Genomic DNA, 26,603 nt, shown 5'->3' on the forward strand with positions numbered 1-26,603 from the left:
ATCGCATCGGGCTGCCTTGGCGCTACTTTCGGGCCAGCTCCTGAGCAGGCACACCCGCCACCGTACTGCGGGGCGATACGCTCCGCAGCACAACTGCATTGGCGCCCACAACCGCGTGATCTCCCACTTGCAACGGGCCCAGCACGCAGGCGCCGGCAAAAATGGTTACTCCATCTCCAATGCATGGATACTGCGTGCCGCGTTGGCCGAGCGTGACGGATTGGTACAGCTGAAGATCGCGTCCAGCCACAACGCCATCTCCCACGACCACGGCTGCAGCATGGGGAAGAGACAATCCGGGCCCGATCCTGGAGCTGGGGGAAAGATAGCAAGCGGAAACGCGCACGTTGTACAGCCACATCAACTTCGACAGCACGCGGCCCACCTTGCCGAATCGCCTCGCGAAGACCGACAACCGGTAGCGCACCACTGTTGCGAACCCAGGATCCACAAAATAGCGAACCAGGCCTCTCATCAGTGATGGCTCCGCCCCTGCCCTGGCAACGCGGAGATCCGCATTCAACAGGCTCAGTAGTGTTTCCGTAACAGGAACCTCGGTCATGCATCCAACTCCTTCTTGAAGACGGCCGGGTTGCCCGCAACAAGCACGTTCGCTGGCACGTCGCGTGTAACCACCGCTCCCGCACCAATGATCGCGCCGGCACCGATCGAAACGCCGGAAAGAATAACCGCGTTCGCCCCAATCCAGACCCCGTCACCAACATCCACGTCACTGGCGGTAACCTTGCCCGCGCGCGCGTCGGCGCTACCGACAACGTGAGACGCCGTGATCAATGCGACGCCGTGGCCCACGGTTACACGACGGCCAAGGCGGATCATCCCCGTTGCATCGAAGTAACAGCCACGGTTGATGAAGCAGCCCTGGCCAATGACGATGCGCCCTCCCTCAAAGCGCCCGCCCCCCCGGATTCGAACACCACCGGCAGTCGATATCCCGAGAATGCCCAGCAGACGCGGACGAAGGCGACAGGAGATCGGATCGTCGGGAAGCACCGCGCAGGCCATGTTTACCACATGCACCACGCACTTATGGAGGGTGCGCCAGATCATGATCCCATCCTCTCGTAGGCGTTGGAGTACCTCGAGAAGACCACGTCGCGCGCGTGCTGCTCAGAGACGTAGGCCGATGCGTTGAAGGCGATACTGTCAAGCATTGTCGGATCCGCAATGACTGTCCTTACGATTTCCAGGAACTGCATGGGCGTGTCGAAGACGAGTGCAACGTGACGACCCTCGACATCCAACCCTTCCAAGCCCAAAGAAGTTGTCACGGTTGGAACCCCGATCGCAAAGGCATCAACGATCTTTGTCTTGACTCCGGATCCGGAAAGAATGGGCGCCAAGTGTAGATCCGTTTCACGGAGCGCCTCATTCAAATCGTCAACGAAACCATGGAAGGTAATCTCCGGACGCGAAAGTTCATGGGCCACCCTCGCATCGATGCTTCCAATCACATCCAGCGAGTACTCAAACCCGGCCTCAACCAGCACAGGAAGAAGCGTGCCAACCACGTATCGCAGGGCCTGCAAGTTCTGCGGTGCCTTTAGATTGCCCAGGAACGCGAAGCGAAGCAGCATGCCGCCTTGACGTAACCGTGGCGGCCGGACGCCACTGACGTCCGCAGACATCGGCGGCACAGAGTACAGGTTAGCCGCGCCCGTCCTCAGCCTGTGCCGCTCAGCCTCCAGCCCCGATACAAAGATGACGCTCGCGGCGGACGCGGTCACATCCAGTTCCATCTTTGCCAATCGTTTGGACTCGACGGCTAGAAGGCGGGCTGCAAACACGTTGGCCAGCCATCCGGCTGCAGCCGGCAATCGCTCCCTGAAGGTTCCAAGCACGTCTGTTGCGCCTGAGGACAGTTGCCTCTGATAGCGGACGGAAAGCAGATCATCGATATCAAGGACGAGCGGCGTCGAGCGCCAATGCCGGACGTAGCCCCACAACCTGAGCATGTCCACAACAACAACATCGGGACCGAACTCGGCGATTCGCGAAGTGATCCAACGCGACTTGCCCTCGCCGAAGAAGGCCAAGCATTGAAGCGGCGCTGACAGCCCCAGGTGAAGGGCGCCACGCAACACATCCGCCAGCCCCGGGTAACTGGTGAAATGGAACGCCACCGAGGGGAACTCCCGCCGGTACCGCTCAACATCAACAGCCTCGCCCCGCCCCTTAAAACAGATGACCATCACTTCATCGAACCGATCAACCAGGTACTCGAGGTGCTGGCGCAGCATGCGCTCACGGCCACCGACCACAGGAAGGAACGGCCTGGTCATGAGAAAGACGGCCTTAGCCATGACGCACCATCCTTATACCACGTGAAATGGCCAGTACTGCGGCAAGCGGGATCCACAGGAGCACGAAGGCAAATGAGCCAAACTGAAGGCAGGCGGCGCCCATGAGCACCAGCTGGAGAACCACCAGCTTCTCGGCCGGAGAACCGAAGCGCTTGATGAGGCCGAAATCTCGACGAACGCGGTTGAGCATGAAGATGAGATACGCCAGCCCCAGCAACCCGCCCATCACGTAGATGCCCACATACAGATTACGCGGATCAGCCGAGACCGACGAGATGTCGCCCATAATCTCGAAATTTCGATACGCAACATGATTCAGCGGCAACCATGACATTGCGTCATTGAAACTGTACGGATACATCGCTGCGCCCATTCCGAACGGATATGAAAGCGAGACGAGGAACGCGTACACGGGATACATGATGCGCACAAAGACGGATCCGTCGAGAGACTCCAGCAGCGATGCCTCAACGGTCGACGCCTCGTCGAGCTTGATGATGCGTGTCAAGTAGTAAGGAAGGTCACCTGAAGATGCGAGATTGGACACGATCAGCTTCACCGCATATGCCACCAACAAGGTACCTGCGCCGATGAGGAGCACCTGAAACAGGGTCCTGGTGAAGCTGCGACCCATCAGAAGGCGGTATCCGATCAATCCGATGACCAGCGTCGCAAAGCCATAGAGCGAGAAAGTGGCGGCAAAAAGCATCAACCACATCCCGCGATAGATCCAGGACAAGCGGCCAAGCAGCGGGAATGCGAACACAAGATAGAGGCTGGCCCAGGATGCCTCGGAGGTAAACAGCTGCACCCGCGACCCTGCATTTCCGCTCAGTGCAAGTGCCAGTGCGTCGCGAAACACGCCACCAATACCCAGGTAGAGGGCGACGATCTCGAAGATTCCATAGCACAGCACGATTTTCAGCACGGAACGAAGAATGTTCAGGTACTGATCGATAGAGACGAACCTGAAGTAGTAGCGGAAACCAAGAAAGGCGGCCAGCCCCGCTAGAACAGGCAGAAGTCCTCTCAGGACGCGATCCACGCCAATGTCCTTCACGCCCAGGAAGATGAAACTGACCAGGACCACGTAGAGCACAAAACAGATTGTCGCCACGTCGGCGCGCTCAATCCTTCCACGTGAACCGAAGAAGAAGACGATACCAAGCAGTGCTGCCGGGATGAGCGACGGCGGGCTGTAACTGACAGGGACGAACGACATCTTGAAAACGGGCAACAGAACTATCGCCAGAAGACCAAGCCAGCTGACAAACCTGATCCTGATCATCGAAGGCCCTCGATGGCCGCGACGAACCTGCGCGATGTCCCCGCGTATCCGTACTGCTCGCGCAAAGACCTTACGGCAGCGAGTCGGGGCAATTCGGTGATCGCTGCCATGGCCTCGGTTGACGCTATTGCCACTGCGGCCTTATCGCATCGATCAAGTGCGTCAAGATCGGACGAGAAGAAGTCGGCTGCGTCCTGAAGCACTTCCTTGGCCCCACTCCACCGCGTGCTGATCACCCTCCCGCCGACAGCCATCGCCTCAACGGGCACATTGGCGAATCCCTCCCACAAGGAAGTGACAAGCACGAGATCGGCCTGGCGGAAGTACGGAAGGGGGTTGTCCACCGCTCCGAGGAACACCACTCGATCCGATACCCCACTCATTTCAGCACACGCCTCCAGAGACTCTCTCAAGCTGCCGTCACCAATGAACACCAGTGCGCCCTTGTAACCCAGCTTCGCCATTCCGGCGAAAACAGCAATGGCGATGTGTTGCCCCTTCTGTTCATTCAATCGACCGCACGACACAACGTACGGCCCGAATATCGCCGAAACTGGCGGAGCAAGGGACTGCTCATCCAGCTGCGAAAAATCATATCCATTGGGGATGTAAAGGGTCTTCTTCGGCGACACTTTGAAGAGAATCGGAGCGCGTTCGGCAGCAACTGGGGAATTGCAGTGATAGAGATCACTCCCGCGGTACATCCAACCACACAAACTCCGCACCAGGCGCTTTCGCCAGCCGGCAGCGAGATCCCGCGAAGGATCCTGTCGCTCGGAAACGACGAGCTTAAAGTCAAGCCCGAGCTTCTTCGCCATCAACGCGACAATACTCGGACCATACGACATCGAAATAACTGCATCGAAGCGTTCATTCCGCATCAGCCTGCGGAATCGAAGCACAGCCACCAGGATACCCATGGCGCGGCGAAGGTCATAATCCCATCGCGCATTGGGCTGGAACTCCCGCACCAGCGGAAGGCCGAGGGAATAGTCCGCCTCTCCACCCTCTTCCGCAGGCTCATAGGACAGGATGCTCACATTGGAGACCCCGTCAGCCAGCATCTCCCTAAGGCGAAGCGTGGATGCCTTGATCCCACCCGCGTGGACATCCGTAGTGAATATCAGGACGTTGAGGGACGAAACCGGGTTCTCCACGCGACTCGTCTGTTCGCCTACATGATCAGGATCGCTGCGCATCTGATCTCTACCTCTTTCCTGCGAGCTCACGACTGGCCCAACCATTGCCTGGGCCCGCCTACACCAAGCGAGCGATAGCCACAAAGAATGACGAGCACGATCATCACCATTCCCAACATCTGGACAACAGGGCCTGCATACGCAGCAAGGCAGTAGGAGGCAGCCAAGGCAACGAAGGTGACCAGGAAGATCCTTGACAACTTGGCCCACGGGAGCTCCATTGACAGCTTGGAGGCCGCGAGCCAGGCAGCCAGAATGACACCCGCGGTCAACGCAAGCAGCAAGGCGATCAGGATGCTGACCAGGCCGATGGACTGCGTCGCATACAGACCAACACATCCGAGCACGAAGAGGACCAACGCCAATGCGCTGGTGGCTACCGAGTAGACCGTCTTGCCCCCGATGGCGAACAATGCATCGAGCCCATAGCTCTTCAAGCAAACAAGCGCGACTGAAATGACCGCGAGAAGCGACACCTTCGAGTAGGAATCAAGGAATGCCGGTGGCACGAAATACGTCACCAGTACACGATTCGCATAGAGCAGCATAACCATGGCGGCAGAAAAGAGCGCCACCACGTTGACCAGGTGGCCGGCCATGTGACGCCTGCCTTCCACGGGATCAAGATTGACGCGACCAATTACCGGCTGGAGCAGCACCAGATTGATCGCCGTTCCGAGCGCCATCAGGATCTTCTGTGCAATATCCACTGCCAGCAAGGCGCCTGCCGACTCAGCTCCACCTGCGTAATGCACCATCGCGTATCTCGCGGCGAGTGGCAGCGCAAACGAGATCATCCCTGCGGCAGCAGCGAACAATCCAAACTTCATCAGGAAGATCACGCTCGATCGCGCGGGCCACCGAAGTGAGCGCGGGCATGATCCGGCGAACAGCGAGGCAACCAGGAAGGAAATGATCAGGCCCGCAAGTGCGAACCTGCCATCGGAGAACGTCGACGCCGCGGCAAGCGTAAGGATGAATGACAGGATGCTTCGCGCCATCCAGGTAATGGAGAAGCGAACATTGCGAAATCTGGCCCTCAAGCTGGCCTGCTGACCATCGAATGCCCCTTGAGCACATGCGTAGAAGAGGATGAAGCCCGCAGTGAAGATTGCCCCCCCAGCATCGCCAGTTACCAGAAGCAGCACCGCCAGGACTACCGCCACACCCAGAACGCCCAGGTAAAGTGCGCCAAGGGCTTCAGGCAACTGCCGTGGATCACGAGAGTCACTTGTGGAATAACGGACCACGCCAATCCGCAGCCATTCGAAAAGAACAGCAGCCGCCAGCTGGCCCGACGCCCACATCATCGCAAAACGCGTGTACTCCTCCGGGACCAACAGCCTCGGTATCACGAACTGGATACCAAGACTCGCCAGGTTGGCGAGGACCAGCGAGACCAGCATCAACATCGATGTTCCGGCTCGCACCCTTCCAGCAGCTGCCTGCATCAGTCGACCCCGAACTGATCGCGACTGTATGTCTTGCCTGCCACATCGTCTAGATCAGCGTGGCGTCGATTGGCAATGATCACGTCAGCAGTGCGCTTGAACTCACCCAGGTCCCGGCACACTCTGGACCGAAAAAACTCATCGGCGGCGATGGTGGGCTCATAGACAATCACCTCAACGCCTTTAGCCTTGATTCGCTTCATGACGCCCTGGATGCTGGACGAACGGAAGTTGTCCGACCCGGCCTTCATCGCCAGACGGTAGATGCCCACCACCCTGGGATTGGAGCGAAGTACTTCCGCAGCAATGAAGTCCTTGCGGGTCGAGTTGGACGCCACGATGGCCTGGATGAGATTCTGTGGAACGTCGCGATAGTTCGCCAGCAACTGTCGCGTGTCCTTTGGCAAGCAGTAGCCTCCATAGCCACAGGAGGGATTGTTGTAGTGCTCTCCAATCCGGGGATCCAGGCACACGCCATCAATGATCTGACGCGCATCCAAACCATGGCAGGCCGCATAGGTATCCAGCTCATTGAAGTAGGACACACGCATTGCCAGATATGTGTTCGCAAACAGCTTGATGGCCTCTGCCTCAGCTGCTCCGCAGAAGACAACGGGAACGTTGTCCCTCGCAGCCCCCTGCAGAAGAAGTGATGCAAACTCCGTGGCCTGCGCCGATTTCTCACCCACGATGATGCGGCTGGGGTAGAGGTTGTCGTGCAGGGCGCGACCCTCGCGGAGAAACTCCGGCGAGAAGATGATCTTCCCGCCTGCATGCTCAGCACGGACACGATCGGTGAACCCCACGGGTACGGTGGACTTTACGATCAGCGTCGCGGACGGATTGATCTCCAGCACATCACGGATGACTTCCTCGACCGAGCTCGTGTCGAAGAAGTTCGTATCCGGATCGTAGTCCGTCGGCGTTGCAATAATGACGAGCCTGGCGCCGGCATAAGCCGATTGCTTATCCACGGTCGCGCGCAGATCCAAGGTCCCTCGGTCCAGAAAGCCTTGGATATCAGCGTCCTCGATGGGCGAACGCCACTTGTTGATCGCTTCCACCTTTGCCGCGTCCACATCCAGTGCGACGACAGAATTGTGCTGAGCAAGAAGCACAGCATTGGCCAGGCCGACGTATCCCATCCCTGCAACCGCGATCTTCATATCCAATGCTCCCACTCCACCCAAGCACCGCTCAAGCTCAGCGCGCAGGCAGCATTCATTCCCTTATCGAAACAACAGCACCTCGTCATGAACGACTACGGAGCCGACCATCACGGCTCCGCATCCATCTTCAGCCGAAGTCAGGTTGAAGACTTGTACTCGTAGTAGCCATAGCTGTAATAGCCCGTAGCACGACGCTGCACAGCATTGAAGATGGCCCCCTTGATTCGAACGTTGTTTTGCTCAAAACGATGCTTGGCTAGCGCCAACTCCTTCGCCTGATTCAGTCCAAATCTCGCCACCATGAGACACGTGCCGGCGTGATGCGCAATGATTGCCGCGTCGGTCACAGCAAGAATCGGCGGCGTATCGACAATTACCAGATCGTACTGCGGCGACAGTGCCTCAAGAAGCTGGGTGAAGTTGGCGTGCATCAACAACTCGGACGGGTTCGGCGGAACATCACCACGGGTAATGAAACTAAGGCTATCGATGCCCGGCAGCGTCCGCACAACCTGCGCCAGATCTGCCTTGCCCACCAGAAGATCAGAGAGGCCAGGCGACTGCACTGCACCCAACGCCTTATGCAGGGTGCCCTTTCGCATGTCTGCGTCGATGATGAGGACGCGCTGACCCGCCTGCGCGATCACTGCGGCGAGATTGGAGGAGACGAACGTCTTGCCTGCGTTCGGGCTGGCGCCCGAGATCAGGACAATGTTGTTCTTTGCCTCCAGGCGGGCGAAGTGCAGGCTGGTTCGCAGGCTACGCACGGCTTCGATCGCAAGATCCGCAGGATCCTTGATGGCTAGCAGGTGCAGCTTGCCATCGGCGCGGAACTTGCCCCGCACCGAGTCGCTCTGCTGCTGTGCACTTACCGGGATCGACGCGTAGACGGGCAATCCAAGCTCCTCGATCTGCGCCGGATCCTCGACGCCACGGTTGAGCATCTGCCTCATGAGTACAAAGGCAATCGATAGGAAGCCACCGAGCAGGGTGCCAACAAGAACAACCAGTGCCTTTCTGGGCTTCACCGGTGTTGATGCATCCACCTCGGCCGCATCGACGATGCGCACATTGCCCACCGTGCCAGCGCGCGCGACATCCAGCTGCTGCGCCTGATTCAGCATACCGGTATACATTTCATTGCTGACCTGAAGGTCGCGCGTCAGCCGCAGCAGCTCCTGCTGCGCTTCAGGCAACTGCTTCACCTGCCCCTGGAATCCGCTCTTCCGGCCCTCCAGCTCTCCAATCTGCCGCATCAGCGCCTGGTACGCCGGATGATCGCGCGTGAACTTGCGATCCATCTCCGCCTGCTGCAGGCGCAGCTGCTGGATGCTGGTCTCCACAGCAACCTCCTGATCCAGCAGTCCCTTGGTCTGCAGGCTCAGATCCACGGAGTTGGCGCGCGTCTGGTAGGCACTCAGCGCCTTCTGCGCGGCGTCCACCTGATTGCGCACGTTGGGCAACTGCTCCTTCACGAAGGTCAGCTGGGCAGAGGCCTCGGCCGAGTTTCGCTCCACGTTCTGCCGCACATAGGCCTGGGCGACCTGCTGTAGGAAACGCTGTGCAAGATCAGGATCCGCATTCTCATAGGCCAGCGTCAGGATACCTGACTCCTTGCCCGACTCACTTACAGCAACCTTCTTCTGCAGCTCTCCCACCACCGTGAGGTGGCGCTGGCGGGTCACTTCAAAGCGCATGCCCGGATGCGCGCGCATCTCCGCAACCTGCGCGGTCACCCCCTTCCCGCTGGCGACCTCGCCGACCTTCCCCTTCAACAGAAGATTGTCGTCTTCGTCGAACAGTTCATAGCTGCTGTTCTCGCCGACAACCAGAGTCATCGGTCGCGCCAACAGCGCGCGCGGCACATCCAGCTGGAAGATCTCCAGCTTCTCGCCGCCCCAGCCGAAACGGCTCATGCCAAAGCGCACATCAGCCAGAGCGTCCGGATCTGCACGCTCTGCCTTGCGCGCAACGTAGCCCCCCAGGAGCGGGAAGCGGTTGGGCTCGATGTTGATATCCAGCTTCAGCGCATCGACTGCGCTGCCGACCACCGAACGAGAAGTGATGAGCGCGATTTCGGTTGTCGCCTCCGCCGTGCCCCCTCCGATGCCGAGCGACTGACTGATATCAGAGAGCCCTGGCAGACTCGGCACCTTGGATTCAACCTGCACGATCGCATCGGCACGATAGATGGGCGTCGCCAACAAGGCATAGGCAACCGCGATGACGAAGAACGTCCCCGTAATTCCGGCAATCCACCATCTGTGGTCAACCAGCGTGCCGAGCAACTGCCGCAGGTCGATTTCATCGGCATCGTCCTGCGTCGGACTGCGAGTATCGGTGGTCATCAGTAAGAACTCTTCAATTGGATGTAGGTGCGGTCAGGGATGAGAGGTCAGCACTACAGATGACGCGCCCAACTCTCCACGCCTTCAGCCATCAGCGTGTAGACATGCTCGAACGCGGGACGCTGCTGGCGGTACGGATCGGGAATCTCCCGATCCTGCTGCCACTTGCCCAGCAGGAAGGTCTTGCCCGACGCCTGCGGCGCAATCTCGGCGATGCGGCGTACGTGCTTGCGCTCCATGGTCAGCACCAGATCGGCGGCGCCGAGGATGGCGTTATCGATCTGGCGGGCGCGGTGGGCCAACCCATCCATGCCCCGCTCCGCCAGCAGCTCCTGCGCGGTGGCATCGATGCCGTGCCCCACCAGCGCGCCCAGGCCCGCCGAAGACACCTGGATGCCCCTGCCGTCCACGGCCTGCCTGAGCATGACTTCAGCCGAAGGGCTGCGGCAGATGTTGCCTACACATACAAAAAGAACGTTCTTGAACACTGACCTGGATCCTGTGGCATTCCTTGCGGCGCGCGCGACCAGAACAAGCATCGGCCGGCGGCAGCCGCACAGCATACCTTACAAGCGCATTACAGGCGATGAAATCGCCAACAGATTCATGGAATTACGTCGCAGTTCCGCACATCGGCCAGCTCAATACGCCGACTTCTGGCCCAGCACCTTCAGCACGGTCAGCGCGATGATCCGCACGTCCAGCGTCGGGCTCCAGCGTCGGATGTAGTCGATGTCGTACTGCACGCGCTTCTTCATCGAGCGCAGCTCGGGGGTCTCGCCACGCAGCCCGTGCACCTGCGCCCAGCCGGTGATGCCCGGCTTGACGTAGTGGCGATGCATGTAGCGCTCGATCACCCGCTCGTAGTGGTTGTTGTGCTGGATCGCGTGCGGGCGCGGCCCGACCACCGACATGTTTCCACCCAGCACGTTGAAGAACTGCGGCAGTTCGTCCAGGCTGCTGCGGCGCAGGAAGGCGCCGAACCCGGTGACTCGCGGATCACCGCGCCTAGCCTGGGTAATCTGCCCCTCTCCCTCTGCATGCACGCGCATGGAGCGGAACTTGAGCATCCAGAACTCCTTGCCACCCAGCCCGTGACGCTTCTGGCGGAACAGCACTGGCCCGGGCGAACTCAGCTTCACGCCAATGGCGAGCACGACAAACAACGGCGCCAGCAGGACCACCGCGACACCAGCCACGAGGATGTCCTCGATCCGCTTGAACAGGCGAAACCGGTGGTCTGCCAAGCCCTGCCGCACACCGATCATCGGCACATCACCCACTTGGTGCAGACCGGGGTTGAGCGCCCCCAGGCCCGTGGTATCAGGGATCAGACGCACAGGCACCGGAAATCGCTCGATCTGCTTGAGCATGTCCCTGACCGCGGCGGCATCCCCCATCGGCATCGACACCCAGACTTGATCGAACTCACCCCGATGCTGATCCATGTACTGCGGGACCTCAGCCAGCAAGCCCAGTCGGCGCGGCGCATCACCGCCACGGCGGGTGGCGATATCGCCTGCACCGGCAAAGTAGCCAATGACTTCCTTGCCCAGCTCCGGCTTGCCACGCAGCAGGCGGTGCAGTTTCAGGGCCGGGGCGCGAAGTCCGACCAGCAGGACCCGCTCGCGGTCCATCCCACGCGAGCGCAGCCGATGCAACTGCACCCTCAGCAGCACACGCAGCGCCGCCATCGATCCCAGGCCAAAGGCATACCAGCCAATCAGCCACGTCGAAGGCACCACATCGGCAAGCCCGACCAGCACGACGTAGAGCGAGAACAGCGCAAAAGTGGCAGACCACGCCAACAGCAGCAGCCAGAGATCAGCGAGAAGCCCTCGCATCCGCCAGTTCCGATACAACGGCGCGACTGAGAAGCAAACGACAGCGCTGAGAACCACCGCACCAAATACGATTCGCTGGGAAGAATCCGGCGCACCTGTTCCGTACAAAAGAAAGTGAGAAAGCACTGCCATCCCCGGCAGCAACAGCATGTCGCCCAAGCGCAACCCCAACTCCAGGGCAGCCCGCGCTTCAACACGGCGGCGGCCCGCCCGGGCCCGCTCTGCGGGAAGGTCTTCTACTGATCCATGTAGCAATGCACTTCTCCATATCTCGGCTCGAGGGGGCGCGGAACCAGCGCCCACGTGCATGGACTCCCCAGCCAGCACGGAATCATCGAGGTTGTGTCAATCAAATGTGGACGAATTGTGAATGAAGATTGAGCCAAAAGATAGAAATTTCGACAGAGTGCGCGCCCACCCAATCACCCCAAAATAGCACTAACTTGCTGAAATCATTAATGAATTTTCATTTGTCAATTTGAATCAACATGCGTCATTTCGCGTCAATAAAGGAACGCGATTACGCGCCTCACGTCGGTCCGCTGGCGCCCGGGGCCTCACCCCGCACCGCACCAAAGCCCGACCACCACCCTCTGCTACCATCGGCGGTTCTGTTCATCGCGTCCCCCACCTGCCCGCGATGGCGCCAAAACAACGTAACGAAACACAGGAGTCTGCATGTCTTCCGAGCTGCTCAAGTCCCTTGGCCTGGACGCGATCAACGCTGGCACGTACCTGGGCAACGGGGAGTGGTCGAGCGCGACCAGCGGTGAGCTGATCACCCCGGTCAACCCGACAACCGGCGAGCCGATCGCACAGGTCCGCGCGACCACCGAGGCCGAGTACGAGACCGTCGTCGCCCGCGCGCAGGAAGCCTTCAAGGTCTGGCGCACCACGCCTGCCCCGCGCCGCGGTGAGGCCGTGCGCCTGTGCGGCGAAGCGCTGCGCAGGCACAAGGATGCGCTGGGTTCGCTGGTCGCCCTGGAAATGGGCAAGAGCAAGCCGGAAGGCGACGGCGAAGTGCAGGAGATGATCGACATCGCCGATTTCGCGGTGGGCCAGAGCCGCATGCTGTACGGCTACACCATGCATTCCGAGCGCCCCGGCCACCGCATGTATGAGCAGTACCACCCGCTGGGCCTGGTCGGCATCATCTCGGCCTTCAACTTCCCGGTCGCGGTGTGGAGCTGGAACTCGTTCCTGGCCGCCATCTGTGGCGACGTGTGCATCTGGAAGCCGTCCAACAAGACCCCGCTGACCGCCATCGCCTCGCTGAAGATCTGCAACGAGGCCCTGCGCGAGGCCGGCTTCCCGGACATCTTCTTCCTGATCAACGATGCCGGCACCGCGCTGTCGGAGAAGATGGTCGATGACCGCCGCGTGCCGCTGATCAGCTTCACCGGCTCGACCCAGGTCGGCCGCACCGTCAACGAGAAGGTCGCGCGCCGCCTTGGCCGCTGCCTGCTGGAACTGGGCGGCAACAACGCCATCATCCTGGACGAAACCGCCGACCTGAAGCTGGCCGTGCCGGGCATCGTGTTCGGTGCGGTCGGCACCGCCGGCCAGCGCTGCACCACCACCCGCCGCCTGATCGTGCACCGCTCGATCTACGCCGACGTACTGGCCACCCTGGTCAAGGCCTACAAGCAGGTGGAAGGCAAGATCGGCGACCCGACCGATGCCGCCAACCTGATGGGCCCGCTGAACAGCGAAGGCGCCGTACAGCAGTTCCTCGATGCCATCGCCCAGGCCAAGGCCGCCGGCGGCACCATCGAAACCGGCGGCACCCGCATCGACCGACCGGGTAACTTCGTACTGCCCGCCATCGTCTCTGGCCTGAAGAACAGCGACGCCGTGGTCCAGCACGAGACCTTCGCGCCGATCCTGTACGTGATGCCGTACGACAGCATCGACGAAGCCATCGACATGCAGAACGGCGTGCCGCAGGGCCTGTCGTCCTCGATCTTCACCCAGAACCTGAAGACCGCCGAGAAGTTCCTGTCGGCCGCCGGCAGCGACTGCGGCATCGCCAACGTCAACATCGGCACGTCCGGTGCGGAGATCGGCGGCGCCTTCGGTGGCGAGAAGGACACCGGCGGTGGCCGCGAATCCGGTTCGGATGCGTGGAAGGTCTACATGCGCCGCCAGACCAACACCATCAACTATTCGGATTCGCTGCCGCTGGCCCAGGGCATCAAGTTCGACCTGTAACGCTTTCTGTAGTGCCGGGCCATGCTCGGCAGGATGTGCAATGAACACCGCAGGAAATGCAGCCGAGCATGGCTCGGCGCTACAGGGTGGCAAGCCGGTGATTGATTTCACCGGCCGCCGCGTGCTCATCGCCGGTGGCAGCAAGGGCATTGGCCGTGAGATGGCGCTGGCATTTGCCGGCGCCGGTGCGCGGGTCTCGGCCTGCGCCCGCGGCCAGGCCGGCCTGGATGCCCTGCGTGCCGATGCACCGGCGCAGGGCTTCGAACTGCACGCGTTCTCTACCGATCTGGCCGATCCCGGCCAGATCCAGGCCTGGCTGCAGGCCGCCGCCGATGCCCTCGGCGGTATCGATGTACTGGTCAACAACGCCACCGGCTACGGCATGGCCGATGACGAGGACGGCTGGGCCGCCAGCCTGCAGATCGACCTGATGGCGGCGGTACGGGCCTCGCGCCTGGCACTGCCGTGGCTGCGCGCATCCAGCGATGCCTGCATCCTCAACCTGTCCTCGATCGCCGCCCAGCAGCCGCGTCCCGGTGGCGCGCCCTACGCTGCCGCCAAGGCCGCGCTGTCGCACTACACCACCTCGCAGGCACTGGCGCTGGCCAAGGACCGGATCCGGGTCAATGCCATCGCCCCGGGCTCGATCGAGTTCGATGACGGCCTGTGGGATCGCCGCCGCACCGAAGATCCCGCCCTGTACCACGGCACCCTGGCGAAGATCCCGTTCGGCCGCTTCGGCCACCCGCGCGAGATCGCCGACGCTGCCCTGTTCCTGTGCTCGCCGCTGGCGCGCTGGATCACCGGTCATGTGCTCAACGTGGATGGCGGCCAGGTGTTGATGGGCTGAATCTGTAGAGACGAGCCCATGCTCGGCTTGCACGCAAGACGCGGTCGATCCCGCATCAGCCCAAGGGGGCAGCCGAGCATGGGCTCGGCTCTACAGGGCATTGCCCATGGGATTGCCCGGGCAGACGCACTATCATGTGCACACTGCCAAGGAGGACCCCGATGAGCGTGGCACCCCGACAGACAAGCGCCCTGGCCGTGGTCAGCCTGGTCATGGGCATCGCCAGCTGGACCGTCCTGCCCTTCGTGGCCAGCATCGTGGCCATCATCACCGGCCACATGGCCCGCGCCGAGATCCGCCGCCGCCCGCATGAACTGGAAGGCGATGGCCTCGCCGTCACCGGCCTGGTGCTGGGCTGGGTGATGGTCGGCGCCGTGATCGCCGCCATCCTGGTCTTCATCCTGTTCTTCGGCGGCCTGGCGTGGCTGGCGGCAGTGTCGAAGTGACGCCATGACTGCCTCCGACAGCACTGAACGCTTCAGCAGCCGCGTCGCCGACTACGTCCGCTACCGGCCCGATTACCCGCCCGCCCTGTTGGAGTGGCTGCATGGCCCGATGGGCGTCAGCCACGAGGCCGTGGTCGCCGACATCGGCGCCGGCACCGGTATTTCCAGTCGCCTGTTCCTGGCCAGCGGCCATCCAGTAGTCGCGGTTGAACCCAACGCCGCCATGCGGGGCGCGGCCGAGGAATGGCTGGCACCGCAGTACCCGCAGTTCCGTGCGGTGGACGGCCGCGCCGAGGCCACCACACTGGACGATGCCAGCATCGATCTGGTCAGCGTCGCGCAGGCCTTCCACTGGTTCGACACCGTGGCGGTGCGCGCCGAGTGGCAGCGCATCCTGCGCCCGGGTGGCCTGGCACTGATCTACTGGAACTCGCGCCTGCTCGATGCCAGCCCGTTCCTGATCGGCTACGAGCAGCTGCTGCTGGACTACGGCACCGACTACACCGCCGTTGCCGAGCGCTACCAGGACGACGCCACCATGCAGGCGTGGTTCGGCCCCGGTCTGCGCGGCATGGTGGAGCTGCCGAACGTGCAACATCTGGATTTCGACGCCCTGCGCGGGCGCCTGCTGTCCTCCTCCTACGCACCCCAAGCCGGTCATCCGCGCCATGCGCCGATGATCGCCGCCCTGCAGGACCTGTTCGCCGCCCACGCGGTCGACGGCCAGGTTGCTTTTGAATATCGAACCCGAGCCTTCCTCGGCACGCTGGACTGAACCGACGCATGTATTCGCTTGCCCGCCCCTTCCTGTTCTCGCTCGACGCCGAGCGCGCCCACGGCCTCGGCCTGTCCGCACTGGACCTGGCCTATCGCACCGGCACCACGCCGCTGCTGGCCGCACGCATCGCGCCGATGCCGAGCACCGTGTTCGGGCTGACCTTCCCCAATCCGGTCGGCCTGGCCGCCGGCCTGGACAAGAATGGCGAGCACATCGATGCATTGTTCGCGCTGGGTTTCGGCTTCGTCGAGATCGGCACCATCACCCCGCGTCCGCAGGCCGGCAACCCGCAGCCGCGCCTGTTCCGGCTGCCAGCGCACAACGCAATCATCAACCGCATGGGCTTCAACAATGCGGGCGTGGACGCGCTGGTGCGCAATGTCGAGCGCGCGCGCAACCGCCGCGGCCTGCTCGGCATCAACATCGGCAAGAACAAGGACACGCCCAACGAACAGGCCGTGGACGATTACATCGCCTGCCTGGACAAGGTCTATCCGCTGGCCGACTACATCACCGTCAACATCTCCTCGCCCAACACTGCCGGCCTGCGTGAACTGCAGGAGGAAACCGCGCTGCGCCAGCTGGTCAGCCAGTTGCGCGACCGCCAGGAAGCACTGGCCGCGCAGCATGGCCGCCGCGTCCCGATGCTGGTGAAGGTGGCACCGGACCTGAGCGAGCGCGACATCGATGCCGCCGCCCGCGTACTCGGCGAACTGCAGGTGGACGGCGTGATCGCCACCAATACCACCATCGACCACAGCAAGGTGGCCGGCGATCCGCTGGCCAACGAAGCCGGCGGCCTGTCCGGCGCGCCGGTGCTGGAGCAGTCCACGCTGGTACTGCGCCGCCTGCGTTCGCGCCTGCCCGAATCGGTCCCGCTGGTCGGCGTCGGCGGCATCCTGTCCGGTGCCGATGCGGTGGCCAAGATGGCCGCAGGCGCGGCGCTGGTGCAGTGCTACAGCGGCTTGATCTTCCGTGGCCCGGCGTTGGTCTCTGAATGCGTGGAGGCGATCCGTCGCCGCCGCGAAGCGCCGAGCCGCGGCGCGGTGGCCCCACTGTGAGCGCGCCCATGGACACCGTCGACGGCAACGCCCCGCTGCGCTGGACGCTCACCCGCAATGCGCCGCTGCAGGCGCTGAACACCTTCCACGTGCAGGCCAGCGCCGCGCAGCTGCTGGAACTGCACGATGCCGCACTGCTGCCGGACGTGCTGGCGCTGCCCGAGGTGCCCAGCGGCCCGCTGCTGGTGCTGGGCAGCGGCAGCAACGTACTGATCGCCGAAGACCTGCCTGGCACCGTGCTGGTGTTCGGCAACCGGGACATCAGCTTCCTGGAGCACCGCGCCGACCATGCGGTGATCCGCGCCGGCGCTGGCGTGTCCTGGCATGGCCTGGTGATGTGGTCGCTGCAGGAAGGCCTGTCCGGCCTGGAGAACCTGGCGTTGATTCCCGGCACGGCCGGTGCCGCGCCGATTCAGAACATCGGTGCCTATGGCGCGCAGGTCGGCGAGTTCATCCAGGCCGTTGAAGCCTGGGACTGCCAGGAGCAGGCCTGGGTGCGGCTGGACAACGAACAGTGTGGCTTCGCCTACCGCGACAGCGTGTTCAAGCAGCAACCCGATCGCTACCTGATCACCGCCATCGAGCTCAGGCTGCCGCTGCTGCACGACCTGCGCATGGACTACGCCGGCATCCGTGAGGAACTGCAGGCACAGGGCGTGGAGCTGCCCAGTGCCGTGGACGTGGCCAATGCGGTGATCGCGATCCGCCGCCGCAAGCTGCCCGATCCGGATGTGCTGGGCAACGCCGGCAGCTTCTTCAAGAACCCGGTACTGCCACTGGAACAGGTGGACGTACTGCTGCAGCACTTCCCCGAGCTGCCGGTGTTCCCGGCCGAACAGGACGACAAGCGCAAGGTCTCTGCGGCCTGGATGATCGAGTCCTGCGGCTGGAAGGGCTTCCGCGAAGGCGATGCCGGCGTCGCGCCGAGCCACGCGCTGGTGCTGGTCAATTACGGCAACGCCACCGGTGCTGAGCTGCTGGCGCTGGCGCGACGCATCTCGGCCTCGGTGCTGGAAAAGTTCGGCGTGCCGATCGAACCGGAGCCCCGCCTGCTCGGCGCACAGTGGTGAACACCCCCGCCCTCTCCCCCAGCGCCACCCCGATGCGGGCGGCGCTGCTGATGCTCGGCAGCACGATGGCATTCGGCCTGATGGCCGTCGCCATCCGCTACGCCACCCGGTACGTACCAACCCAGGAAGTGGCGTTCTTTCGCAATGCCTTTGGCCTGCTCGCGTTGCTCCCGATGCTGCTGCGCCCCGGCCATGCACCACTGAAAACGCAGCAGCTGCCGCGTTATTTCGTCCGCAGTGCGATTGGCCTGGGTTCGATGCTGTGCGCATTCTGGGCACTGGGTCATCTGCCACTGGCGCAGGCGGTTTCCCTCTCGTACTCCACGCCGTTGTTCGTCACCATCGCCGCCGTGCTGTGGCTGGGCGAGACCGTGCGTGTACGCCGCTGGGCTGCGGTGGTGGTTGGATTCATCGGTGTGCTGGTGATCGTGCGCCCCGGTACCGCCGGCTTCACCGCGGGCAGCCTGGTAGCGGTGGCAGCCGCCGTGCTCAGCTCATTGGTGGCGATCCAGATCAAGCAGCTGACCCGTGTCGACAGCGCTGACACCGTGGTGCTCTACACCTACGTGTTCTGGGTGCCGCTGTCGCTGGTCCCGGCACTGTTCGTCTGGGTCTGGCCCTCCGGCATGGCGTGGCTGTGGCTGCTGGCCACCGGCGTGCTCGGCACCGTCGGCCAGCTGTTGTGGACCCGCGCGCTACGGCTGGGCGAAGTCTCCGCCCTGACCCCGATCAGCTTCCTGCAGCTGCCACTGGTAACGCTGTTCGGCTGGCTGCTGTTCAACGAAACGGTGGACCGCTGGACGATCATCGGTGCCGGCATCATCCTCGCCGCCAACGCCTACATCGCCCACCGCGAAGCCGTACTGTCGCGGCGAGCCGCAAGTGCAGCGGCCTCGGCAGCGGCCAAGCCCGCCGAGTAGATCCACGCCACACGTGGATGACGCTGCACTCCTCTGTAGAGCCGAGCCTACGCTCGGCTGCTCTTCGCGCCTCCACCGTTGACTGAGCGCGCAGGGTTCATCCACGCATGGCGTGGATCTACAGCGCGCGATACACCCGCTCCGCCGCATCGAACACATTGCCCGGTGCGAACTGCTCGCCCAGGTAGTGCAGCGACTGCCTGCGCAGTTGCGGCGAACGCTCCTCGCCATCGCTGCCCAACAGCACCTGCTGGAACTCGATCAGGTCCTGCAGGATGCGCCAGTGCCGGTACCAGGCGATCCAGCGCGGATCGCCGCGGTCGCTGCCGTAGCCCTCCTCGAAGCCCAGCGGATTCTCGCGCCCCCAGCGCCCACCAACCGCCGCACCAATGAACATCAGGTCGCGCTCGCGCGGGGCCAGCGAAAGGCCGTCCCAATCGATCAGGTGCAGGCCCCCGTCATTGCCCATCAGCAGGTTGCCGGCATGCAGGTCGGTGTGACACAGATACAGATCTACCGGTACGTCCTGCAATGCCACGAGCAGCTCCCGTGCCTGCGCATGCAGCGCCGCGATGCGCGCATGCTGCTGGTCCCATACCGAAACAAATGCGCGGCCCAGCCCGTCCTTCGCGGCCGCCAGGCCTTCGCCGGCCAGCCATTGACCGACCGTCTCCAGCGCCGCGGTTTCCAGCCGTACGATCGGCAGCGCCTGCTGCAGTTGCGCTGGCAGTTGCGCGCCGTGCAGGCGCCGCAGTACCTCGCCCAACCGCTTCCACTGCGTGCGGCTCAACGCCGCCTCGAATCCGGACTGCCCTTCCACATAAGGGAACAGGGTGAACTGCAGCCCCCACCGCTGTACCGATGCGCCGCCGGTCAATGCTGGCCACGGCGCAACGATCTCATCGATACCCAGCGTGCCGCGCAGCCAATGCAGGCTGTCCCACACCGCTGGGGCGACCTGGTAGGTGCGGCATTTCAACCACCACTGCCCGTGCCGCGCATCGACGCGATACACGCTGGCATTGGCGTCGGCACCCACCGGGCGTGGCACCACGGCGGTGGCAGTGATGCCATAGGATTGTTGCAGGACTTCGCCGAGATGCTGCGCCGAAGCGAATGACATGGATGCAAGCGGAAAGTGTTGCCTGCTGCCACTATCGCAGATGCATTCGCCGCGACACAGACATGTCCGTCACAACATCAGCTCGCCGCGACCAGAGAACTAGCCTGCGATGCGTCGCATCACCATCTCCAGCGGGCCGCGTGTGAACTGCCACGACCACAGCCACGCCGAGCCCGTGGCCAACATCAGGAACAACAGCGCCCACAGCAGCACCGACGCCAGCGATGCACCGCCATCAAGCAGCCCCAGGCTTTCCAGCGTGCCCATGCCCAGCAGGATGTGGCCCACATACAGGGTCAGGGTCATGCGTCCGGCCGCGATGAACGGCTCCAACCAGTCACCCGGTCGCACACGCGCCAGCCACAGGCAGGCGGCGATGACACTGCAGGCCGCACCCGCACCCGTGAGCACATAGGCCGGTCCCGGCGGCATCGGCTGCGTTCCCAGCCACACCTGCCAGGGCGTCCCCTGCCCAAGCTGCTGCACGCCATGTCCAGCCCCGATCAGCAGCAGCCCCAGCACCAGCAATGCTCGCTGCACCCGCGGCTGCGACAGCTGAAGGCGTGCCAGCAGCATCCCCAGCAGGAAGAAGCACAGCCACGGCAGCAGCGGATGGAAGCCGTTGAACAACAGGTTGCGGGCCGCGCCCGGCCATTGCCACAGGTCGGCGTATTCCAGCGTCTGCCAGTTCCATCCCTGGCTGTAGTCCCAGTGCAGCAACGCCCAGAACGAACACGCCGCCAGGCCCACGATGCTGGCCAGCAACACCCGCGGCGACGCACGCAGCCACACCACCGCCAACGCGAAATACACCGCGTAGTAGTGCAGGATATCGGCCGGGAACAGAGTCAGGTTGAGCAGGCCCAGCACCATCAGGAACAGCGCGCGCCTCCAGGTCTGCACGCTGGCCGGCCACCACCCCTGCCGCTGCGTGGCCAGCACCAGGCCAAGACCGGCCAGAGTGACGAACGTCGCCGAGGCTTTGCCTTCCAGCAGATGGAAGAACCCTGCCAACCAACTCTCACCCTCTGCCGGCACGGCCATCGCCAGGCGGAAGTTGACCAGCACCATGCCGGCCAGGGCCAGGTAGCGCGCCAGATCAAGGCCGTGCAATCGCCGGTCAACGGCACTCATGCGCGTGCCCCGAGCAGCAGCGCGAGCAGGCCAAGATCCAGCGAGGCCTCATCGATGCCATCGGCTTCGCCCAGCCCCCGACGCAGCGCATCGCTTTCAATGGCATCCAGCAGCACCTGCGCCTGCAATGCCGGGGCCAGCACGGGACGCCGACGTTCGCGCCGTGCCACCTGCTGCAGGGCTTCGGCCAGGGTCGCCTGCAATTGCCTGCGATTGGCCGCAAATGCCTCGGCCACGGCCGGATTGCGTGCGCTCTCGGCCAGCACTTCGACGGCAAGCGTCGCCCATTCCGGCTGGCGGCACAGTGCGTGGAAGTCCTGAAGGAAACCCAGTACCTGTGCGCGCTCGCCTTCGGACGCGGCCAGTCGACGCAGCAACGGTGCCAGTTCTTCGCTCTCGGCCACTGCCACTGCAAGGATGATCGCTTCCTTGCCCGGGAAGTGGTTGTAGAGGTTGCCCAGGCTGACGCCAGCCGCCTGCGCGATGTCACGCATGCTGGTCTGGTGGAATCCCTTGGCGAGGAAGCACCGCAGGGCCGCCTGCAGGATCAGGGTCACGCGCTGCTCATTGCGGTCGATTCGGCTCATGCCACAAGCATGAACGAACGTTCGTTTATTTTGTAGATGTCGACCTGGCCACCATCGGGCTTCGTTCAGGCAGCCTTGACCTCAACTGCGGTTGAGGCCCGATGCTGCGCGACCTGTTCCATGCCCAACCCGGAGTTCCTGCATGCCACGGATGATCACCACCCTGCTCGACAGCCGCGTGCTGTGGTTCCTCGCCCGGCTGCTGCTGGCCGTGGTGTTCCTGTCCTCGGGCCTGGCCAAGCTGCTGGCGTGGGACAACAGCGTGGCCGAAATGCAGGCCGCCGGGCTGCAACCGCCCGCGCTGTTCAACATCGCCAGCGCCGTGGTGCTGCTGGGTGGCTCACTGTGCCTGCTGCTCGACCGCCTGCTATGGCTGGGCAGCGGCGCGCTGGCAGTGTTCATGCTGCTGACCATCGCCGTCGTGCATACCTTCTGGACCAAGCACGGCGCGGAACAGCAGCTGGCCCTGTTCTTCGCGCTGGAACACTTGAGCGTGGTCGGTGGCCTGATCTGCGCGGCCATCGCCAGCCATGCGCGGGCTCAAAAGAACTCGTCGAGCAACCGGTAGAACGCCAGCCGACGCTCGTCGGCCGCCGCGCCATAGCGCTGGAACAACGGCGCCACCCAACACGTGTCGCCGAAGTTGTGGACCAGGCTGCGCGCGGCCAGCGCCAGGTCCTGGTAGCGGTCGGCAACACCCAGTCGCCCACAGTCGATGAAACCACTGAAACGCCCCTCGACCGCCATCAGGTTCGGCAGGCACGCATCGCCATGGCTGACCACCAGATCTTCATGGTCGGGCCGGGTGCTGCACAGTTCGGCGAACACCTGCTGTGCGCTCTGCCCCAGGCGCTCGTCATCGAAGTCATCGGCGTCGACCAGACCCGCCTCGACGCGGGCGGCGGCGGCCTGCAAGCGCGAGGCCAATCGCTGGTCGAACGGACAGGCTGCCACCGGCAACGCATGCAGCCTGCGCAGCGCGTCAGCCAGCAGTTCCACCAACTGCTGCGGCGCAAGTTCCGGCGACGAGGCCAGGTCGCGGCCGGGCAGCGCGCTCATCAGCAACCAGCGCCGGCCCGCTTCTTCCGCGGTGGCAATCACCGTTGGCGCCGGCAGTCCCTGTGCCTGCAGCCAGCGCAGGCGCATGATCTCATCGCCCAGCTCACTGAAGGCGTCGATCACTTCCGACTTCACGAAGGCATCGGGCTGGCCTGGCTGCTGCACACGAGCAACATCCGCACGCGACACGCCGATCGACTGCCGCTCGATGCGCGCATCGGCCAACGCTTCCTGCCACGCCCGCGGCAGCGGCAGGCCATCAGTGAAGGGATCGGGTGCTCCCATGTCGGGATGCTCCTGTTGCTGCGGACCCTACGGATTCTCGCCGATCCCGAAGCACACCGCCCAGCAGAGCGCGCAATGGAAGGAAGCGACATGAAATTGATGGTCATCGGCGCCAGCAGGGGCCTCGGTCGGGCATTCGTGGAAGGCCTGTGCAGTGCGGGCGACACCGTCATCGGCGTTTCGCGCAGCCGTCCGCGCGACTTTGAATGCCCAGAGGGTGTCACCCTGCAGTGGATCGAGGCCGATCTGTCCCAACCCACCCTGGCTGCCAATCACATCGCAGCGCAGGCACCGGCCGATCTGGATGTGCTGATCCACAACCTGGGCATCTGGGAAGAGACCGCCTTCAGCGACGAGTACGCCTTCCTCGACGAGAGCGATGCCGCGCTCACCCAACTGGTCGACGTCAACATCACCGCCACCCTGGTGCTGCTGCAGCGCCTGCTGCCGCGAGTGCTCGGCGCACCACGCCCGCAGCTGGTGCTGACCGGATCAACCTCGGCACTGCCGCGCAGTGGCCGCCCGGAAGTGGCGTTCGGCGCATCCAAGTTCGCACTCAACGGCATCGCCGATGCACTGCGCGAGGGCTTCCGCGATCGCCGGCTGGCGGTGACCAGCCTGCAGCTGGGCTGCCTCAACACCGACGATGCACTGTCGGTGCCGGTGGCAGAGGCCGCAGCACGCGGGGATGGCGAACTTGTCCCGGTACACGACGTGGTGACCATGGTGCGTGCGCTGCTGCAGCTGTCGCCGTCCGGCTTCGTACGTGAACTGGTACTGCCAGCCATCGCCGACCCACGCTACTGACCTTGCCGGCCGCCGCAGGGCACCATCAGTGGCCGCGCGCGCGGTCGTGGTTTACCCTGCTCCTCACCGGCCGTCGGTCACAGGCGGGAATGCTATGGATGCGCTGTCACGGGTGTCGGCCCAGGTCCTGGACGGTTCCCTGCCCAGCCTGCCGCTGTACCTGCTGCAGGCCACCGCAGTGATCGGCATGATCGGGGTGCTGCTGATCGCCACCCGCCGTGCCGGCCATGCCATTGAAGGCCGCCGCCTGTATGTGGGCGTGGCACTGGGCCTGATCTACCTGTTCAATTCCTGGTTCGTGGCCCGTTACACCCAGGGCGTGGTCAAGCTGCACCTCGGCTTCGACATTCTGCTGGTCAGCGGCCTGCTCGGCGGCTGGCGCGGTGGCCTGGTGTGCCTGGGCGCCAGCCTGCTGGCCCGCTACCAGTTCGCCGGCACCCAGTACTTCCTGCCTGCCGGCCTCGAGGCCACGCTGCAGATGCTGGCCGGCGTCTGGCTGCGCAGGCGCCTGCACCCGCACATGCTCAATCAACTCTCGCTGCGCATGATCCTGCAGGCCTGGGGCGTTCGTGTCGTCGTCACTGCGTTGGGCTTGGCACTGGGCGTAGCAATCATTGGTGCCAACCAGCTACCCGTGGAGGAGCTGGCAATCCAGCGGCTGCTGGCACTACCACTATCGCTGCTGATGCTCGGCGCGGTGTTCGCACTGGTCTACAACGATGCGCAGATCGATGCCCAACGCCAGCGCGAACAGGCCTGGCTGCGCATCGATCCAATCAGTGGCCTGCCCAACATGCGTGCGCTCGGCGAACGCCTGCAGCATTACTGGCGCGACAACGACGGTATCGGCAAGGCCTGCCTGATCGTGGCCGAGATGGGCAACCTGCGCGACCTGCGCCTGCGCTACGGTCCGCTGCAGGACAACGGACTGTGGCAGCGCGACAGCACCGAAGAGGTGCATCGGCTGCTGCCCTCGCTGCCGGCCGGCCAGCTGGAGATCTACCAGTTCGGCGATGCCGCGCTGGCGATCTTGGTGCGCGACCTGACCTTGTCCGAACTGCGCACGCAACCGCAGATCACCGAGCTGGCCAGCAACCTGGCCGATCAGGTCGGCCGCGATTGGCCCGGCTTCCGGCCGCTGTTCCGCTGCGCGGTAGTCGAACTGAAGCCACCGGGCGCGGCAGACGATGGCCACCTGCCCTTCCGGGCAATCACCGTGGCGCTGAGTGCGATCGAATCCGGCGTCGTGTTCTTCGACGACCCGATCCAGCGCGACAGCGAGATCGACACCCTGATTGAAGTCGCCCTTGATCACTGGCTGCAGCAGGGCGACGCCCCGCTGTGCTACCAGCCCAAGCATCGCCTGCAGGATCGCCAGCTGGTCGGCGCCGAAGCACTGCTGCGCATGCGCGACGGCGAGGGGCGGCTGATCGCGCCGATGCGGGTGATCTCGCTGCTGCGCCGGCAGGGGCGGCTGGCTGAACTGGAATGGGCCACGCTGCAGTCGGCCATCAACTTCCTGCAGCAGTGCCGACGCGATGGCACGCAGCTGAAAATCGCCGTGAATGTATCGGCCGAGTCACTGCGCCTGCCCGGCTTCGGCCTGCGCCTGCAGGAACTGCTGCAGCTGCACGATGTGCCCGGCGTGATGCTGCGCCTGGAGATCGTCGAATGGACCGAGATCGTCGAGCGCGACGTGGTCGATGCCAACATCGCACAGCTGCTGGCGGCGGAGGTCACGTTGTCACTGGATGATTTCGGCGCTGGCTATTCAACCCTGATCCTGCTCTCGCAGCTGGCCATCGCCGAGGTCAAGATCGAGCAGGCCCTGATCGCCACCCTGTCCGACGCCAAGTCGCAGTCGATCGTGCGCTTCATCGTCGAAGTCGCGCACCGCTGCGGTGCAATCGTGGTGGCTGAAGGTACCGAGACCCTGGCGCAGGAACAGCAACTGCGCGCACTGGGTGTGGATGTCGGCCAGGGCTATCTGTACTCGGCGGCGCTGCCGGCCGACGAGTTCCGCCGCTTCGCTACCAGCTAGATTGCGTAGAAACCCAGGAACATCGCCACCGCTGATTCGGCAACGCGTGCACGCTCCTGTGCGCTCAACGGTGCCTGCCCCATCGTCACCTGTGGCCAGAACGCGAAGCTCTTCACCAGCCCGTGCAGCTGGTGGCCGGCGAACTCCGGATCGACCTCGCGCAGTCGGCCATCGGCGATGGCCGCGCGGATCCAGGCACTCTCGCCGCTTTCCTTTTCGCCCATGCGGCAGACGATGGCCTGCGCGCGCTCCGGTGAGTGGATGATCTCGGCCATCGCCACCCGCGCCAGGTCAATGAAGTTGGCATCGCTGAGCAGTTCCAGCTTCTGGCCCAGCAACTGCAGCAGCTGCGCCTGCAGCGGCTGGTCGGCGCGGTACGGTAACGCGTCGCTGGCCACGCTGCGTTCCCAGAGCTCCTCCAGGATCATCGAGAACAACGCTTCCTTGCTGGGAAAGTGGTTGTAGACGGTGCGCTTGGAGACCCCGGCCGCCTCGGCGATGCGGTCCATGCTGGTGGCCTCGTAGCCCGAGGCACGGAACTCCTCCACCGCCGCGCGCACGATGGCATCGCGTTTACGGTCGGTCAGGCGTTGCGGGGCACGGGGCAT

At 63.6% G+C, this 26,603-nt stretch carries 25 protein-coding genes; 10 read left to right on the forward strand and 15 right to left on the reverse strand.

The window, feature by feature from the left end:
* Positions 1–22: 22 nt before the first annotated feature.
* The 10 genes from O0J15_RS04305 to O0J15_RS04350 form a co-directional block, all read right to left on the reverse strand.
* Positions 23–562, reverse strand: a complete 540-nt coding sequence (locus O0J15_RS04305; RefSeq protein ID WP_155029438.1) for a serine O-acetyltransferase — start codon at positions 560–562, stop codon at positions 23–25.
* Complete coding sequence (locus O0J15_RS04310) at positions 559–1,071, reverse strand: DapH/DapD/GlmU-related protein (protein WP_155029437.1); 513 nt, start codon at positions 1,069–1,071, stop codon at positions 559–561. Before O0J15_RS04310 ends, O0J15_RS04305 begins: the two co-directional genes overlap by 4 nt.
* On the reverse strand, positions 1,068–2,324 hold the full coding sequence (locus tag O0J15_RS04315; RefSeq protein ID WP_155029436.1) for a glycosyltransferase: 1,257 nt from the start codon (positions 2,322–2,324) through the stop codon (positions 1,068–1,070). The genes O0J15_RS04310 and O0J15_RS04315 overlap by 4 nt, the downstream gene beginning before the upstream one ends.
* On the reverse strand, positions 2,317–3,612 hold the full coding sequence (locus O0J15_RS04320) for a hypothetical protein (RefSeq protein WP_155029435.1): 1,296 nt from the start codon (positions 3,610–3,612) through the stop codon (positions 2,317–2,319). Before O0J15_RS04320 ends, O0J15_RS04315 begins: the two co-directional genes overlap by 8 nt.
* A complete protein-coding gene (locus O0J15_RS04325; RefSeq protein ID WP_195763066.1) occupies positions 3,609–4,811 on the reverse strand; it encodes a glycosyltransferase in 1,203 nt (400 codons plus the stop codon). The genes O0J15_RS04320 and O0J15_RS04325 overlap by 4 nt, the downstream gene beginning before the upstream one ends.
* A 26-nt stretch (positions 4,812–4,837) precedes the next feature.
* Entirely contained in the window at positions 4,838–6,223 is a 1,386-nt protein-coding gene (locus O0J15_RS04330) for a hypothetical protein (protein ID WP_195763065.1), read from the reverse strand.
* 38 nt (positions 6,224–6,261) lie between these two features.
* Positions 6,262–7,428, reverse strand: coding sequence for a nucleotide sugar dehydrogenase (locus tag O0J15_RS04335; RefSeq protein WP_308305140.1), 1,167 nt, complete (start codon positions 7,426–7,428; stop codon positions 6,262–6,264).
* A 140-nt stretch (positions 7,429–7,568) separates the two neighbouring features.
* The gene (locus O0J15_RS04340) at positions 7,569–9,779 is read right to left on the reverse strand and encodes a polysaccharide biosynthesis tyrosine autokinase (RefSeq protein ID WP_308305141.1); all 2,211 of its coding nucleotides are present in this window, start codon (positions 9,777–9,779) and stop codon (positions 7,569–7,571) included.
* A gap of 53 nt (positions 9,780–9,832) precedes the next feature.
* Positions 9,833–10,267, reverse strand: coding sequence for a low molecular weight protein-tyrosine-phosphatase (locus O0J15_RS04345; RefSeq protein WP_155030430.1), 435 nt, complete (start codon positions 10,265–10,267; stop codon positions 9,833–9,835).
* 153 nt (positions 10,268–10,420) lie between these two features.
* Positions 10,421–11,773: an undecaprenyl-phosphate glucose phosphotransferase gene (locus O0J15_RS04350; protein WP_195763073.1), complete on the reverse strand. Its 1,353-nt coding sequence runs from the start codon at positions 11,771–11,773 to the stop codon at positions 10,421–10,423.
* A gap of 528 nt (positions 11,774–12,301) precedes the next feature.
* Here O0J15_RS04350 and O0J15_RS04355 point away from each other — a divergent pair.
* The 7 genes from O0J15_RS04355 to O0J15_RS04385 all read left to right on the forward strand — a co-directional run bounded on the left by O0J15_RS04355 (position 12,302) and on the right by O0J15_RS04385 (position 18,959).
* Positions 12,302–13,834 carry an aldehyde dehydrogenase family protein gene (locus O0J15_RS04355; protein ID WP_058982648.1) on the forward strand — a complete coding sequence of 511 codons (1,533 nt, stop codon included), beginning with the start codon at positions 12,302–12,304 and terminating at the stop codon, positions 13,832–13,834.
* 40 nt (positions 13,835–13,874) lie between these two features.
* On the forward strand, positions 13,875–14,684 hold the full coding sequence (locus tag O0J15_RS04360; RefSeq protein ID WP_308305142.1) for an SDR family NAD(P)-dependent oxidoreductase: 810 nt from the start codon (positions 13,875–13,877) through the stop codon (positions 14,682–14,684).
* 161 nt (positions 14,685–14,845) lie between these two features.
* The gene (locus O0J15_RS04365; protein WP_279936430.1) at positions 14,846–15,130 is read left to right on the forward strand and encodes a DUF4190 domain-containing protein; all 285 of its coding nucleotides are present in this window, start codon (positions 14,846–14,848) and stop codon (positions 15,128–15,130) included.
* Positions 15,131–15,134: 4 nt separating this feature from the next.
* Positions 15,135–15,905, forward strand: a complete 771-nt coding sequence (locus tag O0J15_RS04370; RefSeq protein WP_308305143.1) for a class I SAM-dependent methyltransferase — start codon at positions 15,135–15,137, stop codon at positions 15,903–15,905.
* An 8-nt stretch (positions 15,906–15,913) separates the two neighbouring features.
* Positions 15,914–16,969, forward strand: coding sequence for a quinone-dependent dihydroorotate dehydrogenase (locus tag O0J15_RS04375; protein ID WP_049483210.1), 1,056 nt, complete (start codon positions 15,914–15,916; stop codon positions 16,967–16,969).
* Positions 16,970–16,977: 8 nt separating this feature from the next.
* Positions 16,978–18,039, forward strand: a complete 1,062-nt coding sequence (murB, locus tag O0J15_RS04380) for a UDP-N-acetylmuramate dehydrogenase (protein WP_308305144.1) — start codon at positions 16,978–16,980, stop codon at positions 18,037–18,039.
* A gap of 32 nt (positions 18,040–18,071) precedes the next feature.
* The gene (locus O0J15_RS04385; RefSeq protein WP_019661359.1) at positions 18,072–18,959 is read left to right on the forward strand and encodes a DMT family transporter; all 888 of its coding nucleotides are present in this window, start codon (positions 18,072–18,074) and stop codon (positions 18,957–18,959) included.
* A 118-nt stretch (positions 18,960–19,077) separates the two neighbouring features.
* Here O0J15_RS04385 and O0J15_RS04390 read toward each other — a convergent pair whose 3' ends face one another.
* The 3 genes from O0J15_RS04390 to O0J15_RS04400 form a co-directional block, all read right to left on the reverse strand.
* Entirely contained in the window at positions 19,078–20,082 is a 1,005-nt protein-coding gene (locus O0J15_RS04390; RefSeq protein WP_171952081.1) for an aminoglycoside phosphotransferase family protein, read from the reverse strand.
* Positions 20,083–20,181: 99 nt separating this feature from the next.
* Entirely contained in the window at positions 20,182–21,216 is a 1,035-nt protein-coding gene (locus O0J15_RS04395) for a DUF418 domain-containing protein (protein WP_134735667.1), read from the reverse strand.
* The gene (locus O0J15_RS04400) at positions 21,213–21,803 is read right to left on the reverse strand and encodes a TetR/AcrR family transcriptional regulator (protein WP_111103734.1); all 591 of its coding nucleotides are present in this window, start codon (positions 21,801–21,803) and stop codon (positions 21,213–21,215) included. The genes O0J15_RS04395 and O0J15_RS04400 overlap by 4 nt, the downstream gene beginning before the upstream one ends.
* A 142-nt stretch (positions 21,804–21,945) precedes the next feature.
* Here O0J15_RS04400 and O0J15_RS04405 point away from each other — a divergent pair, with 142 nt between their 5' ends.
* Entirely contained in the window at positions 21,946–22,371 is a 426-nt protein-coding gene (locus tag O0J15_RS04405) for a DoxX family protein (protein WP_308305145.1), read from the forward strand.
* Here the strand turns inward: O0J15_RS04405 and O0J15_RS04410 are convergent.
* Positions 22,344–23,147 (reverse strand): APH(3')-II family aminoglycoside O-phosphotransferase, encoded by an 804-nt coding sequence (locus O0J15_RS04410; protein ID WP_308305146.1) that lies wholly within the window; start codon positions 23,145–23,147, stop codon positions 22,344–22,346. The genes O0J15_RS04405 and O0J15_RS04410 overlap by 28 nt on opposite strands.
* Positions 23,148–23,237: 90 nt before the next feature.
* Between O0J15_RS04410 and O0J15_RS04415 the strand changes: the two genes are divergently transcribed.
* Entirely contained in the window at positions 23,238–23,954 is a 717-nt protein-coding gene (locus O0J15_RS04415) for an SDR family oxidoreductase (protein WP_308305147.1), read from the forward strand.
* A gap of 94 nt (positions 23,955–24,048) precedes the next feature.
* The gene (locus O0J15_RS04420) at positions 24,049–25,995 is read left to right on the forward strand and encodes an EAL domain-containing protein (RefSeq protein WP_308305148.1); all 1,947 of its coding nucleotides are present in this window, start codon (positions 24,049–24,051) and stop codon (positions 25,993–25,995) included.
* Here O0J15_RS04420 and O0J15_RS04425 read toward each other — a convergent pair.
* Entirely contained in the window at positions 25,992–26,603 is a 612-nt protein-coding gene (locus O0J15_RS04425; protein WP_227844631.1) for a TetR/AcrR family transcriptional regulator, read from the reverse strand. The genes O0J15_RS04420 and O0J15_RS04425 overlap by 4 nt on opposite strands.

Origin of the sequence: Stenotrophomonas sp. Sm10, from assembly GCF_030985515.1 — a bacterium.
Lineage (GTDB): Bacteria > Pseudomonadota > Gammaproteobacteria > Xanthomonadales > Xanthomonadaceae > Stenotrophomonas > Stenotrophomonas hibiscicola.

Excerpts from the sequence above, each read along its gene's own strand:
- O0J15_RS04305 (WP_155029438.1), bottom strand. The coding sequence starts at position 562 with ATGACCGAGGTTCCTGTTACGGAAACACTACTGAGCCTGTTGAATGCG.
- O0J15_RS04310 (WP_155029437.1), bottom strand. The coding sequence starts at position 1,071 with ATGATCTGGCGCACCCTCCATAAGTGCGTGGTGCATGTGGTAAACATG.
- O0J15_RS04315 (WP_155029436.1), bottom strand. The coding sequence starts at position 2,324 with ATGGCTAAGGCCGTCTTTCTCATGACCAGGCCGTTCCTTCCTGTGGTC.
- O0J15_RS04320 (WP_155029435.1), bottom strand. The coding sequence starts at position 3,612 with ATGATCAGGATCAGGTTTGTCAGCTGGCTTGGTCTTCTGGCGATAGTT.
- O0J15_RS04325 (WP_195763066.1), bottom strand. The coding sequence starts at position 4,811 with ATGCGCAGCGATCCTGATCATGTAGGCGAACAGACGAGTCGCGTGGAG.
- O0J15_RS04330 (WP_195763065.1), bottom strand. The coding sequence starts at position 6,223 with ATGTTGATGCTGGTCTCGCTGGTCCTCGCCAACCTGGCGAGTCTTGGT.
- O0J15_RS04335 (WP_308305140.1), bottom strand. The coding sequence starts at position 7,428 with ATGAAGATCGCGGTTGCAGGGATGGGATACGTCGGCCTGGCCAATGCT.
- O0J15_RS04340 (WP_308305141.1), bottom strand. The coding sequence starts at position 9,779 with ATGACCACCGATACTCGCAGTCCGACGCAGGACGATGCCGATGAAATC.
- O0J15_RS04350 (WP_195763073.1), bottom strand. The coding sequence starts at position 11,773 with ATGCTGTTGCTGCCGGGGATGGCAGTGCTTTCTCACTTTCTTTTGTAC.
- O0J15_RS04355 (WP_058982648.1), top strand. The coding sequence starts at position 12,302 with ATGTCTTCCGAGCTGCTCAAGTCCCTTGGCCTGGACGCGATCAACGCT.
- O0J15_RS04360 (WP_308305142.1), top strand. The coding sequence starts at position 13,875 with ATGAACACCGCAGGAAATGCAGCCGAGCATGGCTCGGCGCTACAGGGT.
- O0J15_RS04365 (WP_279936430.1), top strand. The coding sequence starts at position 14,846 with ATGAGCGTGGCACCCCGACAGACAAGCGCCCTGGCCGTGGTCAGCCTG.
- O0J15_RS04370 (WP_308305143.1), top strand. The coding sequence starts at position 15,135 with ATGACTGCCTCCGACAGCACTGAACGCTTCAGCAGCCGCGTCGCCGAC.
- O0J15_RS04375 (WP_049483210.1), top strand. The coding sequence starts at position 15,914 with ATGTATTCGCTTGCCCGCCCCTTCCTGTTCTCGCTCGACGCCGAGCGC.
- murB (WP_308305144.1), top strand. The coding sequence starts at position 16,978 with ATGGACACCGTCGACGGCAACGCCCCGCTGCGCTGGACGCTCACCCGC.
- O0J15_RS04385 (WP_019661359.1), top strand. The coding sequence starts at position 18,072 with ATGCGGGCGGCGCTGCTGATGCTCGGCAGCACGATGGCATTCGGCCTG.
- O0J15_RS04390 (WP_171952081.1), bottom strand. The coding sequence starts at position 20,082 with ATGTCATTCGCTTCGGCGCAGCATCTCGGCGAAGTCCTGCAACAATCC.
- O0J15_RS04395 (WP_134735667.1), bottom strand. The coding sequence starts at position 21,216 with ATGAGTGCCGTTGACCGGCGATTGCACGGCCTTGATCTGGCGCGCTAC.
- O0J15_RS04400 (WP_111103734.1), bottom strand. The coding sequence starts at position 21,803 with ATGAGCCGAATCGACCGCAATGAGCAGCGCGTGACCCTGATCCTGCAG.
- O0J15_RS04405 (WP_308305145.1), top strand. The coding sequence starts at position 21,946 with ATGCCACGGATGATCACCACCCTGCTCGACAGCCGCGTGCTGTGGTTC.
- O0J15_RS04410 (WP_308305146.1), bottom strand. The coding sequence starts at position 23,147 with ATGGGAGCACCCGATCCCTTCACTGATGGCCTGCCGCTGCCGCGGGCG.
- O0J15_RS04415 (WP_308305147.1), top strand. The coding sequence starts at position 23,238 with ATGAAATTGATGGTCATCGGCGCCAGCAGGGGCCTCGGTCGGGCATTC.
- O0J15_RS04420 (WP_308305148.1), top strand. The coding sequence starts at position 24,049 with ATGGATGCGCTGTCACGGGTGTCGGCCCAGGTCCTGGACGGTTCCCTG.
- O0J15_RS04425 (WP_227844631.1), bottom strand. The coding sequence starts at position 26,603 with ATGCCCCGTGCCCCGCAACGCCTGACCGACCGTAAACGCGATGCCATC.